Below are 15,412 nucleotides of genomic sequence, written 5' to 3' on the forward strand. Positions count from 1 at the left end.
CGGGACAGGTATGGAGTCGGGTACTTGTACGGGTGTGGTGCGCGGCCGTACGGAGCAGTCTCGGACGTGCCGCAGAAGTCCGCAGGAGGTTCGGAACCCATGGTGCACGGCCGGTCGCGTCCCCTCCTCCGGGTCGTCACCCCCTCGGACGTCCCGGAGGCGCGGCCGGCCCCCTCCTCCCGCGGCCGCGACCGCTACGCCGACCTCCCCGACCGGCGGCTCGCCGCGATCCTCGCCGCCGAGGACACCGCCGAGGAGCACGGCCTCAACCCGCACATGCGCAGCACCTGCTACGTCCACCGGTGCTGGACCCACCAGTGCGTCGGCGATCCGCTGCACGTCCTGGTCGCCACCGGGCACCGCTGGTGCCGCCGCTGCGAATGCCCGGTCGACGTCGCCGTCGACGAGACCCCGCCGGGCGCGGTGCACCTGTTCTGCCCGCGCTGCGGCCAGGCCGGTTCGGCGGCGAACCGCGACGTCCGCCAGGCCTGCCGGACGAGCCTGGCCGCGATGCACGGCGGGGACGCGCCGACGTTGTACGGGATCCCGGACGCCTGACGCCCGGGCGTTGCAACCTCCGAGGGACGCGCGCCCCCTCGCATTGACCGGCCCGTGAGGCCCTCCTACGGTTCACGGGTGGGCACAGGGTGCGAGAGGGGCAACCTCCCCGCGGACACCACGAGTTTCGTGGGACGCAAGGCCGACGTGGCCGAGGTCAAGCACCTGCTGACGCGGGCGCGGCTGGTCACGCTGACCGGCGTGGGCGGGGTCGGGAAGACGCGGCTGGCCGTGCAGACCGCCGCCGGGCTGTCCCGCGCGTTCCCCGACGGTGTCTGGCTGGTCGAACTCGCCGGGCTGCAGGACCCCGCGCTCGTGGCGCACACGGTGCTCGAGGCGCTGCGCGTGCACGACGAAACCGGCCGGAGCCCGGCGGCCGTGCTCGCCGAGCACCTGCGGGAGCGCCGGACGCTGGTCGTCCTGGACAACTGCGAGCACCTCCTCGACGCCTGCGCCGCGCTGGCGCACGACCTGCTGCGGGCCGCGCCCGGGCTCCGGCTGCTCGCGACGAGCCGGGAACGGCTCGCGCTGGCCGGCGAGCACCTGTGGCCGGTCTCGCCGCTGCCGGTGCCGGAACCGGGCCGCCCGCTGGCCGGCGGGGCGTGGCTGCGCTACCCGGCGCTGACGCTGTTCGCCGAGCGCGCGGCCGCGGTTGACCCGGAGTTCGCCGTCACGGAAGAGAACCAGGAGCGCGTCAGCGCGATCTGCCGCCTGCTGGCCGGGATCCCGCTGGCCATCGAGCTGGCCGCGGTCCGGCTGCGGGTGCTGACGCTGGCGGAGCTGGAAAGCGGGCTGGGCGACTGCTTCCGCCTGCCCGGCACGGTGAAGCGCGGCGGCGAGCCGCGGCACCAGACGTTGCGGGCCGCCGTCGAATGGAGCTTCGCGTTGTGCCGCCCGGCCGAACGGCACCTGTGGGCGCGCGCGTCGGTGTTCGTGGGCGGCTTCGACCTGGCGGCGGCCGAGCGCGTCTGCGCCGGCGACGGCCTGCCCGCCGGGGAGCTGCGGAACCGGCTCGCCGGCCTGGTGGAGAAGTCGGTGCTGATCCGCGAGGCCGACGGCGACCGGCAGCGGTTCCGGCTGCTGGAACCGCTGCGGCAGTTCGGCCGCGACAAGCTGACCGAGTCGGGCGAGACGGCGGTGGTGCTGCGGCGGATGCGCGACCACTACCTCGACGTCGCCGAGCGGAGCGAACGGGCGTGGTTCGGCCCGGAGCAGGCGGACATCTTCCGGCGGACCCGCCTGGAGCACGCGAACCTGCGGGCCGCGCTCGACTACAGCCTGACCGAACCCGGCGAGCTCGGCACCGGCCTCCGGCTGGCCTCGACGCTCTGGTTCTACTGGGCCGGCTGCGGGGTGTTCGGTGAAGGCCGCCACTGGCTCGACCGTGCGCTCGCCCTCGCCGCAGAACCGGACGCGGAACGGGCGAAAGCGTTGTGCGTCAACGGGTACGTCGCGACGCTGCAGGGCGACAACGCGGCGGCGATCGCGATGCTGGAGGAGTGCCGCGCCTACGCGAAGCGGACCGGCGACGAGGTCGCGCTGGCGTACGCGACGCACCGGCTCGGCTGCAACCTGCTGGTGGGGGACGACGTCGGCGACGCGAAGACGCTGTTCGAGGAAGCGCAGGCCCGCTACCGGCAGCTCGGCGAGCTCAACAGCAACGTGATGCTGGCGGGCATAGAACTGGCCATCGCGTTCATCTTCCTCGGCGACCTCGACCGCGCGGGCCGCCTGTGCGAGGAGGCGTGCGCCACCGGCGTCGCCCACGGTGAGCAGTGGGCGCACGCGTACGCGATCTACGCCCAGGCCCTGGTCGCGCTGGGCCGCGGTGAGCTGGACCGGGCGGCCGAACGCGGGCGGGACTGCCTGCGGGTGAAGAGCACGTTCCACGACCTGCTCGGCATCGTCCTGGCGATCGAGGCGCTGGCGTGGACCGAAGCCGCGCGGGAACGCTGGGAGCCGGCGGCGGTCATGCTGGGGTCGGCGCAGCCGATCTGGCAGGCGGTCGGGTTCCCGATGTTCGGTTCCCGGTACTTCGGCGCCCCGCACGGAGAGTGTGAGAAGCGGACCCGACGCGCACTGGGCGACGGCTCGTTCGAGGCGGCGTTCCGGCGGGGGCGTGAGTTCGGCTTGCCGGAAGCGATCGCTTACGCGCTGGGGGATCTGGGCCCGGCCCGGCCGGAGGTGGTGGCGGCTTCGCAGCCGACGCCGTTGACCGACCGGGAAGGGGAAGTGGTGACCCTGATCGCGGACGGCCGGTCCAACCAGGAGATCGCGGACCGGCTGGTGATTTCCCGCCGCACGGCGGAAGGCCACGTGAACCGGATCCTGCGGAAATTGGGCTTCGACTCGCGTTCACAGGTGGCCGCCTGGGCGGCGCGGAATCCGCAGGTGCCGACGCCGCAGGCATGAGGGGAAGAATCCCGGTTCCCGTAACGGAGTTCCGGGTGTGCTCGCGAACGATCCTCCGGTGCCGCGGACCGCGTCGGGAACTGCGACCGTGCCCTACGCGGTTCTCGACTCTCGCGTTCGAGTTTCGCGCAGCGCGACGGCTGGCCGCGCGGAACGCGACAGTTCATCGAACCCGGCCGCGGGATCGACGTCGACACCTCGGTCACACCGTTGTGGCCACTGAGCGGACCGGTGCCGTGCCGTCCGATGTGGACGGCACGGCACCGGCGTCGTCAGCCCAGGCGTTCGCCCCAGTTCTCGAACGCCGTCACGACCTCGGCCGGAGCGTCGGTCTCGCGCAGGCGCTTCGCCTCCGCCTCGATGTAGTGGCGGTACAACGGAACCAGTCCCGTGAGCAACTCAGGCCGCGCCTCCTCCGCCTCGAGCGGGTGCCCGGCCCGCACCCGTTCCGCCAGCTTCACCAGCGACGCCGCCGGGGTGTCCGGTTGGGACAGGAACCACTCGATGGCCTCGTCGTTGTTCGCCGCGCGGCCTGTCGGGAGTGTTGCCGAATACAGGAAGCGGACCGGGAACAGCACCGCCTTCGTGAACCACACCTTGTCGGCCAGCAGGCGGCGGGGCTCGCGGAACTCGGCCGCCACCTCGTCGGTCGCCAGGACCGCGATCGCGAAGCGGGCGCTCTCCAGCAACATCTCCGAAGCTGCCGGCCGGGCGACCTCGGCGAGGACGTCCTCGCCGGCCAGCAGGACGCCGTGGTCGGCCAGCTGCAAGCGGTCCTGGGCCGGGAAGCGGCCGTCGTCGCGGCCTTCGCGCAGGGCCGGGAGGGAGGCCCAGAACACCGACAGCTTGCGGTGCAGCGGACTCCGCTCCTGCAGCGCCGCCGTCACCGGGGCCACCTGGTCGTCCTCGGGGACGTCGGTGAGGACGAGGGCCAGGTCGATGTCGCTGGCCGCCGCGGAATAGCCGCCGTAGGAAAGGCTTCCCAGGAGATACGCGCCGATCAGGCGCTCTCCCAACGCTTCCCGGTAGGCGTCGGCGGCTTCGGCGGCGATCGCGCGGGCCGCGTCGGCGGGTTCAGGTGTGGTCATGCCGCCACCGTATCGCGGCGGGCGCACTCGGCGATGCGGTCGGAAACCACGCCGATCACCTGCCACGCCCGGTCGAGGACCGCGAGCACCGACTCCTCGGTCCAGTCCCCGCGCTGCCGCAGGAGTTCGTAGCCCATCTCGAGGTGCTCGACGTCGGCTTCGTCGTGCAGCTCGAAGTATTCGTCCTCGGGGAACGCGCGGGTGCCCGCCTGGCTGAACACGAGGCTGCCGGCTTCGAGGGCCAGGTGCGCCAGCACCGCGCGCTGCACGCCGGGCAGGATCGCGAACTGGTCGACGAACCAGGAAGCGCCCATCTCGATGACCGGGTCCCAGACCAGCTGCCGGTCCTCCGCGCGGCTGCGGGCCAGGATCTTGTCGTGGCCGACCTCTTCCTGCTGGTGCTCCAGCGCGAGCGCCCGCAGCTCCGGGTCGCTCTCGAAGCTGACTCGCGCGCTGATCATCCGCTGGAAGGCGTTCGACCACGGCTGCAGGTACGTGAGCACCGCTTTCCTGGTCTCCGGCGACGTGGTCTCGTCGCTCAGCAGGCGGATCAGTTCCGAGGACTCGTATTCCCGTTGCCGCTGCTCGTTGTGGCGGGCGATGCGCTCGACGTCCTGCTGGGTCACGATCGGCTCCTTACCGTGGTGCTGCGGGAGATCATCCTTCCGGGGACCGCTATCCGAGGTCGACGGGCGCGAGCGCCCGGTCGTAGACGGGGAACCGGAAGTACGTGGTCACGTCGCCGCGGCGACCGGCGGTGCGGTAGCTCACCAGCTCCAGCACGCGCGTCTCGGAAAGCGGGCCCGGCGCCAGCGCGGCGGTGAGGAGGCGGAACCGGCCGGGGTCGACGCCTTCGCGGTGCAGCAGTTCCGCCGTGCGCTCGACGGCTTCTTCGTCACCGGACGTGAGATCGGGCAGCCGCAGGTACGTCGTGGCCTCCGCGGCCCGGTCCACCCCGGACCGGAAAGCCAAGCAGCTCAGCGCGGCCTCACCCGCGTCGAGCCGGTCGCCCGCGAGGGTGCGGTACGCGGCCGCCGCGGCTTCGGCGTCGTGGCTCAGCGCCACCGAAGCGACGTCGTTGACCTCGGCGAGGCCGGCACCGTGGTTGCGGTAGTAGATCTTGACCCGGGCTTCGGCCTCGTCGCCCAGGTCCACCGCGAAGAACTCGATTTCCCGCACCCCGTCGACGGTTTCGACCCGGCGGCGGGCGTCGTCCCAGGCCGCGCCCATGCCGAGCCGCTCCATGGCCTCGGTGACGGCGCCCTCGCGGTGGGCGGGCGGCCAGGCGTAGAGGCCGAAGTACGTCTTGTGGACGACCCGCGACGGCGGGCGCCAGGCGATCGAGTGCCACACCGGCGCGGGGGACGGGCGGCCCGTCCGCGGGGTGAACGTCTCGTGGACGCGGTCCAGCCTGCCGGTGACGGGATCGCCGTCCCCGGGCCAGACGACGTCGTGGCCGAGGCTGTCGAACAGCACGCGCAGTTCGGGGTGACCGCCGGACCAGTTCACCGACATCTCGGCCGGGAAGCCGTCGGCCGCCACATAGGACGGGTGGACGGGCGCCGGCCCGATCCGCTCGTGCGCCCAGCGGGGCAGCGCGGCGCGCAGCATCCGCGTGGTCCGCACGGACTGTTCCAGCGGAACCCCGAGCGCTTCACAGGCCGTAGCCCAAAGCCCGCACAGAAAGTCACCGGACAGCCGACCCGATGCGGGGTAGTTTTCCCTTATATATTCAGGAAAGTCCGGCATTCGATCGGTCACGAGCGGATGCTATCAGTTGGATGCTTGCTCAACTAAAAAGCTGCACCCGGGTGGTGCAACCAATTGGGCCATGTGGGTACGCCGGTGTCCGGGGTGGACACGGAGGGACACATCGGACACCGGCGAGTCCTGACCGGACACGAAGCGGACAACGCGCAGGTCTCAGACCCGCGCGGGCACCACCGTCATCGCGTGCTTCACCAACCGGATCAGCGCGAGCTTGCTGGAATCCCTGTCACGCGCATCACACATGACGATCGGCACTCGATCCGGGACCACGAGGGCCTCGCGGATCTCGTCGGCGGTGTAGCGCGGCGCGTTGTCGAAGCAGTTCACCGCGACGACGAACGGGATCTTCCGGCGCTCGAAGAAGTCGATCGCGGCGAAGCTGGTCTCCAGCCGCCGGGTGTCGACCAGCACGACCGTCCCGATCGCCCCGCGCGCCAGGTCGTCCCACATGAACCAGAAACGCGCCTGCCCCGGCGTCCCGAACAGGTACAGCACGTGCCGCGGCGAGATGGTGATCCGGCCGAAGTCGAGCGCGACCGTCGTGGTCGTCTTCCGCTCCACGCCGGACAGGTCGTCGATGCCGGCGCTCGCCTCGGTGAGCACCTCTTCGGTCGTCAGCGGGGGGATCTCGCTGACCGAACCGACCATCGTGGTCTTCCCGGCGCCGAACCCGCCGGCGACGATGATCTTGACCGGCGTGGGGACCAGGTCGGCCCCGGTGCCGTCAGTACTTGATGAGGCCATCGAGAACCGCCTGGAGAGTTTCGAGGTCCGGCGACTGCGCCGGGTGGTGGGTGGGGGAGCGCGTGATCACGAGGCCGCGTTCGATCAGGTCGCCGACGAGCACGCGCACGACCCCGAGCGGGATCTTCACGTAGACGGCGATCTCGGCGATCGAAACCGGGTGGCGGCACAGCTGCACGATCGCCACGTGCTCCGGGCCCAGCCCGACCGGCTCCTGCTCCGAGCGCAGCGTCATCACCTGCGTGGACAGGTCCAGCCGCGCGGTGTCGGCCGGCGTCCGGCCGCTCGTGATCGTGTACGGCCGGACCAGTGGTCCGGCGGCCTCGTCGTACCAGCCGTCTTCCGCGCTCACGTGGCCTCCCGCAGGACGTGCGCCGCTTCACGCGGCGCGGACGCCATGTAGTCCCCGACCCGCTTCACCAGCCGGCTCATCTCGTAGGCGATCATCTCGACGTCGACGCTGTCCGCGGCCAGCACGGCGAGGCAGGCACCCTGGCCCGCCGCCGAGACGAACAGGTAACCGCGTTCCATCTCGATCATGTTCTGCAGCACCGGGCCGCGGTTGAACTGCTTGCTCACCCCCTTGGCGAGGCTCTGCAAGCTGGAGGCGATGGCCGACAGCTGGTCCGAGTCGTCCTTGCTCATGCCTGCCGACTTGCCGATGAGCAGCCCGTCGGCGGACAGCACGATGGCGTTCTGCGCGCCGACCACGCGGCTCACCACGTCGTCGAGCAGCCAGTTGAGATCGGGTTTGGGGTTCCCGTACTCGTTCATTCGACGTCAGACCCTGACTTTCCTGTGTGGACTTTCCGGTGTGTGGTCGGGAACTAGGCTTCGTCCGGCCCGCGGCCGCGGCGGGTGCCCTTGTGGAACGCCGCCAGCGTGCGCGCGGTGCCTTCGCCCGGCGTCACGACGTCGTCGTCGCCGTTGTCCGGTTCGGCTTCGAGCTGGGCGACGAGGTTCTGCTGGGGCTCGCGCCGGGGCAGCCGCGGCCGGTCGTCGGTCGGGCGCTGCGCGGCGGCCGGCTCCGCGGCGGGCACCGGCTCCGGTTCCGGCGCCGCGGCCGGCACGGAGGGCAGCGCTTCGGGCGGGGTGAGCGCCCGCACCGGGTACGGCCTCGGCTTGGTCTCCCGCTTCATCGGGATCTGGCCGGTGAACGAGCTGGGTGAGTCCATCGAACCGGGTGAGCTTTCTGCGGCCCGCGCGGCGGGCGCGCCCACCGGGGCCAGGACCGCGGTCGTTTCCGCCGGGGAGCTGCCGGGCTCGTCGCCGCCGGCGCTGTCCTGGCCCGCCAGGTGCTGGACCGGGATGAGGACGGTGGCGCGCAGGCCGCCGTAGCGGGACGGGTCGAAGGTGACGGTGATGCCGAGCCGGGCCGCCAGGCGCGCGACCACGAAGAGGCCGAGGCTGGAGTCGGCCCGCAGCGCCATCGCGTCGAACTCGGGGGCCTCGGCCATCATCGAGTTCGCCCACTCGCGGACGCCGTCCTTCATGCCGAGCCCCTGGTCCGACACGTCGACGACGACGCCGCGCGCGACCATGCGGCTGGTCACCTCGACCGGCGAGCCGGGCGGGGAGAACGACGTCGCGTTGTCGACGAGCTCGGCGACGAGGTGGATGGTGTCGGCCACCGCGGCGCCGACGATGGCGACGTCGGCGACCTGCTCCACCTGGACCCGCGCGTACTGCTCGGTTTCCGAGACGGCCGCGCGCAGGACCTCCATCAGCGCGACCGGCTTGCGCCAGCGGCGGCCGGGCTGCTTGCCGCCGAGGATGATCAGGTTCTCGGTGGTGCGCCGCGCGCGGGCGGCGAGGTGGTCGAGCTGGAACAACGACGCCAGCTGCGTCGAGTCGTCCTCGCGCGCTTCCATCTCGTCGAGGATCTGCAGCTGCTGGTGGACCAGCACCTGGTTGCGGTGCGCGATGCCGAGGAACACGTTGTGCACGCCGCTGCGGGCCTTCGCCTCGCTCGCCGCGGCGTTGACGGCGGTCAGCTGGGCGGTGTTGAACGCCTCCGCCACCTGGCCGATCTCGTCGCGGCCGTGGTCGAGCTGCGGCAGCTCTTCCTTGAGGTCGACCGATTCGCCGTTCTTCAGCCGCTCCACGATGTTCGGCAGCCGGTTGCGGGCGAGGTCGAGCGAGTCGTTGCGCAGCCGCGCGAGGCGCGTCATCAGCGCGCGGTCGACGAGCGAGCGGGACACCCGCACCGCGACGATGATCGCCGCCAGCGACGCGAGCAGAGCCAGGATCGACCCGATGATGACGTTGCGCAGCTGGGCGTCACCGGAGTCGATCGCGGCCGCGGAAACCTTGTCCGCCTGGGTGATCGCGAGGTCGTTGAGGCCCTGGGCGACCTGGGTGGTCGCGTTCAGCCAGTCCGTTTCGGACACCGGCACGGAGTTCTGCTCGCTGGGCGACCACGGGCCGTGCTTGACGATCGCCTGCTCGGCGGTGGCCAGCTGCTGCCACGCGGCGCTCTTGGCCAGCGCCCGGTAGCGGTCGCGGACGCCCGCGTCGAGGAACGGCTCGATCTGCGCCAGCTGCGCGCGGTAGGTCCCGGACAGCTGCGCGAACTGGGCGAAGTCGTCGGGGGCGAAGGTGCCGGCCGAGAAGGCCGTCGACACCAGCGAAGTCTCGCGCGACATCGCGTCACCGGCGCGGAACACCGAGGTCGCGGTGATGCCGCCGGTCGCGGCTTCGGCGTCCGGCACGATCCGGGCCTGGGTGTCGAACAGGTTGGACGCCGTGTCCATCACGCCGTTGTAGTAGCTGTTGACCTGCGCGCGGTCGATGCTGCGGAAGCTGACCTGCGAGCGCAGCACGGGCAGCTGGTCGAACTGGGACTTCAGCGCGTTGACCTTGGTCGCGATCTCGTCCGGCGCGGTGGAGATGGTCGCGGCGAACGCGTCCTTCAGCGTGTCGAGCTTCTCGTCGGTGACCTTCTGCTGCGCCTGCAGCCGGGCCGGGCCGAGGGCCGGGTCGTCCAGGTACTGCAGCGCGCTTTGGCGTTCCTTCTGGAATTCGGCCAGCGCGGTGGCCGCGGGGATGGACACCTCGCGCACCGAAGCGGCGACCAGCCGGACGTAAACGCCGTTGAAGAGGAAGTACGAAGAGACCGCGATCCACAGCACCAGCAGGGTCACGCTGGGAATGAGAACGGTCCTGGTCAGCCTTTTGCGGATCGACTTGTCGTACGGCTTGTCCGACTCGTCCTTGGCGTCTTTGTTCAGCACGGCGGTTCACGAACTCCTGAGTGACGGTCGGCGAGGAAAGGGGACCCGGACGAGGAGGCGGACACGACGATGGGACACAGCGGCGGCCCTCACCCGTCTTCGCCTCACTCTCCGTGTTGCCGCGGAATCGATCAGGGTCCGTTTTTTACCACGAACCACTGAGGGCCGGTGGTGCTGGCCCGGCTGGCGGACGCTTGTCCGACCAGCGTTGAACGGTGTTTACCGAGTGCATCGGGGTGGTTACCGCCATTTCCTCTGGTAACGGACCCGCGACGGTTTTCGGCGGCTTGCACGCTGGGCCGAACGGGTGAATGTGAATTCGGCCGATGCGGCGGACGGGGTGTTCACGTTGCGGGAAAGAAGGGGCGGCGGTAATGCCCGTGCGTACCCGGCGGAGGCCGTCGCGGCACACTTGATGATCTTGACCACAGGACGCCGTCACGGCGTGTCGCGGGAACCCGCGTCAGTGCTCGCCGCAGCCGGGTTCTTCCCGGACCTCCGGCAGTGGCCGCCGGGGCTCGCGGACGCCGCTGGGGTCGCCGCCGCCGGCTACCCACACGGTCACCGCGCCCCACCGGTCGAGCCGGGTACCGGCGGCCGGCAGCTGGGCGACGACCAAGCCGTTCAGCAAGGGGTGGGGACTGTCCGGATCGGGGCCCTGCAGCGTCAAGCCCGCGTCGTGCCCGGACAGCCACGCGTCGAGCGCCTGCCTGCCCCGGAAGTCCGGCACGACCACCGGTCGCGGTTCATCCGCCACTGCTCCTCACCCGCCGGCCAGTTTACCGGGGCGGGCAAGACTGGTTTGACAAAGAAGCAGTGCTTGTCAAACCAGCTTTACATCACGTACGGTTTCGTAAATCACTCGAGGAGGCGTGATGAGCGAAGTGACCGGAACCGTCCCCGCCGGGTCGACCGAGCTGTGGCGAGACCGCAAGCGGTACCTGTGGCTGATCGGCCTGGTCGTGCCGTCGCTGGCGTTCCTCGCCATCGGGCTGCACGCGGCGACCGGCTGGAGCGCCTGGTTCTGGATCGGCCCGGTCGTGATCCTGGTGATCGTCCCGCTCGTCGACCTGGCCGCCGGCCTGGACCGGAGCAACCCGCCCGACGACGTCCTCGAGCGGCTGGAGCAGGACCGGTACTACCGCTGGATCACCTTCGCGTTCCTCCCGATCCAGTACGTCGGCTTCGTCGCCGCGTTCTGGCTGGTCGCTCACGGCGGCCTCACCGTCGTCGACAAGATCGGGCTGGCCGTCTCCATCGGCTGCATCGGCGGCATCGGCATCAACACCGCGCACGAGCTGGGCCACAAGAAGGAGAGCCACGAGCGCTGGCTGTCGAAGATCGCGCTGGCGCAAAGCTTCTACGGCCACTTCTACATCGAGCACAACCGCGGCCACCACGTCCGCGTGGCCACCCCGGAGGACCCGGCGAGCAGCCGCCTCGGCGAGAGCTTCTACCGCTTCTGGCCGCGCACGGTCTTCGGTTCGCTGAAGTCGGCGTGGCGCCTGGAGCGCAAGCGCTACGCCCGCCGGGACAAGCACCCCTTCCGGCTCGGCAACGACGTCCTCAACGCGTGGCTGATGTCCGCGGTGCTGTGGGCGGCGATGATCGCGTGGCTCGGCGTGGGGATCCTGCCGTACCTGGTGATCCAGGCCGTCGTCGGGTTTTCGCTGCTGGAGGTCGTCAACTACATGGAGCACTACGGGATGCTGCGCCGGCGGGTCGGCGTGGCGGGGAAGCGCCGCTACGAGCGCGTGGATCCCAGCCACAGCTGGAACTCCAACAACATCGCCACCAACGTCCTGCTCTACCACCTGCAGCGGCACAGCGACCACCACGCCAACCCGACGCGGCGCTACCAGACCCTGCGCGACTTCGCCGAATCGCCGGTGCTGCCCACCGGGTACGCCGGGATGATCGTGCTGGCGCTCGTCCCGCCGGTGTGGCGGCGGGTGATGGACCCGCGGGTGCTCGCGCACTTCGAGGGGGACGTCTCCCGCGCCAACATCCAGCCGTCGAAGCGCGAGAAGATCCTTGCCCGGTACGGAACCCGGGTCACGGCCGCCGAAACCGCGCCGGCGGACACCCACGGCGACGCGAGCGAAGGCGGCATGTGCCCGGGCTGCGGGTACGTCTACGACGAGCAGCTCGGCGATCCGCGCGAAGGGTTCCCGGCCGGCACGCCGTGGTCCGCTATCCCGGACTCCTGGTGCTGCCCCGACTGCGGCGTCCGCGAGAAGGTCGACTTCGTCGCGCCGGGCCGGGTGGGTGCGTGATGCGGATCGAAGCGGACCGCGGGAAGTGCGACGGCCTGGGCATGTGCGAAGCGATGGCGCCCGACTTCTTCGAGGTCGGTGCGGACGGCACCGTCGTCGTGCTCGACGAGCAGCCGGGCGAGGAGCACCGGCAGGATCTTGCCGCCGCCGTGGACGCCTGCCCCGTGCTGGCCTTGAAGCTGACATGACCCTCGTCGTCGTGGGCGCGTCGCTGGCCGGGCTGCGTGCCGTGGAAGCCGCGCGCCGCACCGGGTACCGCGGCCGGACCGTGCTGATCGGCGCCGAGGAGCACCTGCCCTACGACCGGCCGCCGTTGTCCAAGGCCTTCCTCGCGGCGGACGGCCCGCGGGTGGTCGAGCCGTTCCACGCCGAGGCGGTGCTCCGCGAAGAACTCGGGGTCGAGCTGATGCTGGGCGCGCCGGCCGAGGGACTCGACACCGATGCGCGCGAAGTGACCGTCGCGGGCGCGGGCGTCCGCTACGACGCCCTGGTCATCGCCACTGGCGCCACCGCCCGCACCCTGCCCGGCGCCCGCACGCTGCGCACCGCCGAAGACGCCGTCGCGGTGCGCGCCGCGCTCGACCGGGGCGCGCGGACCGTCGTGGTCGGCGCCGGGTTCATCGGCTCGGAGGTCGCGTCCGCCGCCCGCGCCCGCGGCCTGCCGGTGACGATCGTGGAGGCGGCCGCCGTCCCGCTCGTCCGCGCGGTCGGGGAGACCGCCGGGGCGATGCTGGCGGAGCTGCACCAGGAGGCCGGCACCGAGCTGCGGCTCGGCGCCGAGGTCACCGCCGTCACCGGCAGCGGCGTGCACCTGGCCGGCGGCGACGTGCTGCCCGCGGATCTCGTGGTCGCCGGCATCGGCGCCGTCCCGGCCACCGGCTGGCTCGCGGGCAGCGGGCTGCTCCTGCACGAGCGCGACCGCGGCGTCGTGTGCGACGCGACCCTGGCCGCCGGGCCACCGGGGGTCTACGCGGCCGGCGACGTCGCGCACGTCGCGAACCCGCTGTTCGACGGCCTCCTGCGGCCGGAGCACTGGACCAACGCGGCCGAGCAGGGCGCGGCCGCCGCCCGGCACGCGCTCGACCCGGCGTCGGCGCGGCCCCTGGCAGCCGTGCCGTACTTCTGGTCCGACTGGTACGGCCACCGGATCCAGTTCGTCGGCACGCCGCACGCCGACGAGGTCGTGACCGCGGGGGACACCACCCTCTACCGCCGCGGCGACCGGCTCGTCGGCGCCCTGACCGTCGACCGCCCGCGCGAGATCATGAAGCACCGCAGGCGGATCGCCACCCGCGCGCCCTGGGCTGAGGCGCTCGCCTTCGCGGGCACGGCCTAAAATGACGATCATGAGCGGGGCACCTCCGGCGCCGCCCGAAGGTGGTCAGCACCGGCGGCCGATCATCAGCGCGGCCATCGAGCTGACCGCGCGGTCCGGCTGGCCGTCGGTCACCATGGCCCGGCTGGCCGAGCTGGTCGGGGTCAGCCGCCAGACCGTGTACAACGAAATCGGCTCCAAGGCCGCCCTGGCCGAGGCGATGGTCGCGCACGAGCTCGACCGGTTCCTCACGGTCGTCGACGCCGCTTTCGAACACCACCCGGACGACCTCGTCGAGGCGTTCTACGAGGCCGTCCGCTCGGTGCTCGAACTCGCCGAGGACAACGTGCTGCTGCGGGCGATCGTGTCGGCGTCCCACGGCGCCGCCCCGGAGCTCCTCCCGCTGCTGACCACCGACGCGGGCGCGCTGCTCGCCCGCGCGAAGGTCCTGCTCGCCGCGCGCGTGCGGCCGTACCGGCTGCCGCTCACCGACGACCAGGCCGACGTGGTGATCGACCTGGTCGTGCGCGCGGTCCTCAGCCACGTCATGCAGCCGTCGGACACCCCGGCCCGCACGGCGGATTCGCTGGCCTGGGTGGCGACCCGGGTGCTCGGCGTCGAGGCGGCGCGGCCGCTGCGGCACACCTGACGCTCAGCGGAGGCCGTGCCGGTCGAGCCACGCCGAGAGCTCGGTGGCGATCTCCTTGGGCCGGTCCTCCTGGGCGTGGTGCCCGGCCTCGCCGCCCGCGACGACGTCCAGCGCCGCGATGTTCTCGGTGCACCACCGCGCCATCTCGTTACCGATGAGCAGGGTGGGGGAGCCTTCGAAGGTGAGCAGCAGCTTGGGGACGTCCACGCTGCCGGCGAGCCACCGGTCGTAGGCCTCGACGCGCTCGACGAGCTCGGCCGGCTCCCCGCCGAGCGGCAGCTGACGGGCCCAGGCGAGGACCGGGCGGCGGCTCTCCGGCGTCGGGAACGGAGCGAGGTAGGCCGCGAGGTCGTCGGCGCCGACCGGCGTGCGGACGCCGCCGGTGAACGCCTGCCGGATGAAGAGGTCCTGCGTCAGCACCAGGTCTTCGCCGACGCCGGGCGTGCGGATCCTGCGGGAGCGCTCGGCCGCCTGCGGGGACAGGTCGTCCCACGCCATCGGCTTCACGATCGTTTCGAAGAACGCGAGCCCGCGGACCCGGCCGGGGTGGCGGGCGGCGTGGTCGAAGGCGAGGGCGCCGCCCCAGTCGTGGCCGACGAGGACGACGTCGTCGAGGCCGAGCTCGTCGAACCAGGCGTCGAGGTACCGGGCGTGGTCGGCGAAGGTGTAGGCGAGGTCGGGCTTGGGGGAGCGGCCCATGCCGATGAGGTCGGGCGCGAGCAGCCGCCCGGGACCGGCGTGGGGGAGGACGTGGCGCCAGCCGTGCGCCGAGCCGGGGTTGCCGTGGAGGAAGACGACCGGGGTGCCGCTGCCGGTTTCTTCGTGGTGGAGGACGGGCATTTCAGGTCCCTTCGAGCGGGGTGTCGAGCAGCAGGGTGAGCTCCCGGGTCAGGGCCTCGGTGCGGTCCCCGCGGCGGCCGCCGAGCGGCGCGAGCATGCGGTCGAGCAGCGCGCCGACGGTGGCGATCGCCGGCTCGACCACTTCGTGCCCGCGCCCGGTGAGGGCCAGCCGGACGGTCCGGGTGTCGGCGGGGTCGCGGGTGCGCTCGATCAGGCCGTCGGCGTCGAGGGTCCGGGCGAGCTTGGAGACGTAGAGGGCTTCGAGGCCGGTGTGGTCGGCCAGTTCCCGCTGGCTCGGCGCCTGTTCGCGCTGCAGGTCGAGCAGTGAGGCCAGGAAGACGTATTGGGCGTGGGTCAGGCCGACCGGGGCGAGCGCGCGGTCGACGGCCACCCGCCACTTCATGGAGAGGCGCCAGACCAGGTGCCCGGGAGTGCTCATGCCGGATAACGTACATGGCTATAGTAGCCATGGCTACTATCTGGCCGGGCGAGTGGGGCGGCTCGCGCTGTCATGAACGAGTCGTTCA

16 protein-coding genes are annotated in these 15,412 nt (G+C 71.8%); 6 read left to right on the forward strand and 10 right to left on the reverse strand.

The window, feature by feature from the left end; translation table 11 throughout:
• The first annotated feature begins 99 nt into the window (after nt 1–99).
• Nucleotides 100–558: a hypothetical protein gene (locus tag AB0B33_RS11465; RefSeq protein WP_360769802.1), complete on the forward strand. Its 459-nt coding sequence runs from the start codon at nt 100–102 to the stop codon at nt 556–558.
• A gap of 129 nt (nt 559–687) precedes the next feature.
• Nucleotides 688–2,970 (forward strand): LuxR C-terminal-related transcriptional regulator, encoded by a 2,283-nt coding sequence (locus tag AB0B33_RS11470; RefSeq protein WP_360769805.1) that lies wholly within the window; start codon nt 688–690, stop codon nt 2,968–2,970.
• A gap of 272 nt (nt 2,971–3,242) precedes the next feature.
• Here the strand turns inward: AB0B33_RS11470 and AB0B33_RS11475 are convergent, their stop codons facing one another.
• The 8 genes from AB0B33_RS11475 to AB0B33_RS11510 form a co-directional block, all read right to left on the reverse strand.
• Complete coding sequence (locus AB0B33_RS11475) at nt 3,243–4,058, reverse strand: hypothetical protein (RefSeq protein WP_360769807.1); 816 nt, start codon at nt 4,056–4,058, stop codon at nt 3,243–3,245.
• Nucleotides 4,055–4,684: a hypothetical protein gene (locus AB0B33_RS11480; RefSeq protein WP_360769810.1), complete on the reverse strand. Its 630-nt coding sequence runs from the start codon at nt 4,682–4,684 to the stop codon at nt 4,055–4,057. Before AB0B33_RS11480 ends, AB0B33_RS11475 begins: the two co-directional genes overlap by 4 nt.
• Nucleotides 4,685–4,733: 49 nt before the next feature.
• Complete coding sequence (locus AB0B33_RS11485; protein ID WP_360769813.1) at nt 4,734–5,684, reverse strand: hypothetical protein; 951 nt, start codon at nt 5,682–5,684, stop codon at nt 4,734–4,736.
• A gap of 297 nt (nt 5,685–5,981) precedes the next feature.
• Nucleotides 5,982–6,572, reverse strand: coding sequence for an ATP/GTP-binding protein (locus AB0B33_RS11490; RefSeq protein WP_203612585.1), 591 nt, complete (start codon nt 6,570–6,572; stop codon nt 5,982–5,984).
• A complete protein-coding gene (locus AB0B33_RS11495; RefSeq protein WP_247020948.1) occupies nt 6,553–6,924 on the reverse strand; it encodes a DUF742 domain-containing protein in 372 nt (123 codons plus the stop codon). Before AB0B33_RS11495 ends, AB0B33_RS11490 begins: the two co-directional genes overlap by 20 nt.
• Nucleotides 6,921–7,346, reverse strand: coding sequence for a roadblock/LC7 domain-containing protein (locus AB0B33_RS11500; protein WP_155545909.1), 426 nt, complete (start codon nt 7,344–7,346; stop codon nt 6,921–6,923). Before AB0B33_RS11500 ends, AB0B33_RS11495 begins: the two co-directional genes overlap by 4 nt.
• Nucleotides 7,347–7,399: 53 nt before the next feature.
• Entirely contained in the window at nt 7,400–9,805 is a 2,406-nt protein-coding gene (locus AB0B33_RS11505) for an ATP-binding protein (RefSeq protein ID WP_360769816.1), read from the reverse strand.
• 463 nt (nt 9,806–10,268) lie between these two features.
• On the reverse strand, nt 10,269–10,562 hold the full coding sequence (locus AB0B33_RS11510) for a PASTA domain-containing protein (protein ID WP_360769819.1): 294 nt from the start codon (nt 10,560–10,562) through the stop codon (nt 10,269–10,271).
• Between the two features lie 118 nt (nt 10,563–10,680).
• On the opposite strand from AB0B33_RS11510, the gene AB0B33_RS11515 reads away from it, so the two are divergent.
• From AB0B33_RS11515 to AB0B33_RS11530, 4 genes are read left to right on the forward strand one after another with little or no spacing between them, the layout of a single operon-like run.
• A complete protein-coding gene (locus tag AB0B33_RS11515) occupies nt 10,681–12,081 on the forward strand; it encodes a fatty acid desaturase (protein WP_360769822.1) in 1,401 nt (466 codons plus the stop codon).
• Complete coding sequence (locus tag AB0B33_RS11520) at nt 12,081–12,269, forward strand: ferredoxin (RefSeq protein WP_247020956.1); 189 nt, start codon at nt 12,081–12,083, stop codon at nt 12,267–12,269. The genes AB0B33_RS11515 and AB0B33_RS11520 overlap by 1 nt, the downstream gene beginning before the upstream one ends.
• Nucleotides 12,266–13,417 (forward strand): FAD-dependent oxidoreductase, encoded by a 1,152-nt coding sequence (locus tag AB0B33_RS11525; protein ID WP_360769824.1) that lies wholly within the window; start codon nt 12,266–12,268, stop codon nt 13,415–13,417. Before AB0B33_RS11520 ends, AB0B33_RS11525 begins: the two co-directional genes overlap by 4 nt.
• Nucleotide 13,418: 1 nt before the next feature.
• The gene (locus tag AB0B33_RS11530) at nt 13,419–14,045 is read left to right on the forward strand and encodes a TetR family transcriptional regulator (RefSeq protein ID WP_360769827.1); all 627 of its coding nucleotides are present in this window, start codon (nt 13,419–13,421) and stop codon (nt 14,043–14,045) included.
• A 3-nt stretch (nt 14,046–14,048) separates the two neighbouring features.
• Here AB0B33_RS11530 and AB0B33_RS11535 read toward each other — a convergent pair whose 3' ends face one another.
• Nucleotides 14,049–14,885, reverse strand: a complete 837-nt coding sequence (locus tag AB0B33_RS11535) for a haloalkane dehalogenase (RefSeq protein ID WP_360769830.1) — start codon at nt 14,883–14,885, stop codon at nt 14,049–14,051.
• A gap of 1 nt (nt 14,886) precedes the next feature.
• A complete protein-coding gene (locus tag AB0B33_RS11540) occupies nt 14,887–15,324 on the reverse strand; it encodes a MarR family transcriptional regulator (protein ID WP_360769833.1) in 438 nt (145 codons plus the stop codon).
• Nucleotides 15,325–15,412 lie beyond the last annotated feature (88 nt).

The sequence above is a fragment of the Amycolatopsis sp. NPDC049159 genome, from assembly GCF_040648295.1.
Taxonomy (GTDB): Bacteria; Actinomycetota; Actinomycetes; order Mycobacteriales; family Pseudonocardiaceae; genus Amycolatopsis; species Amycolatopsis pretoriensis_A.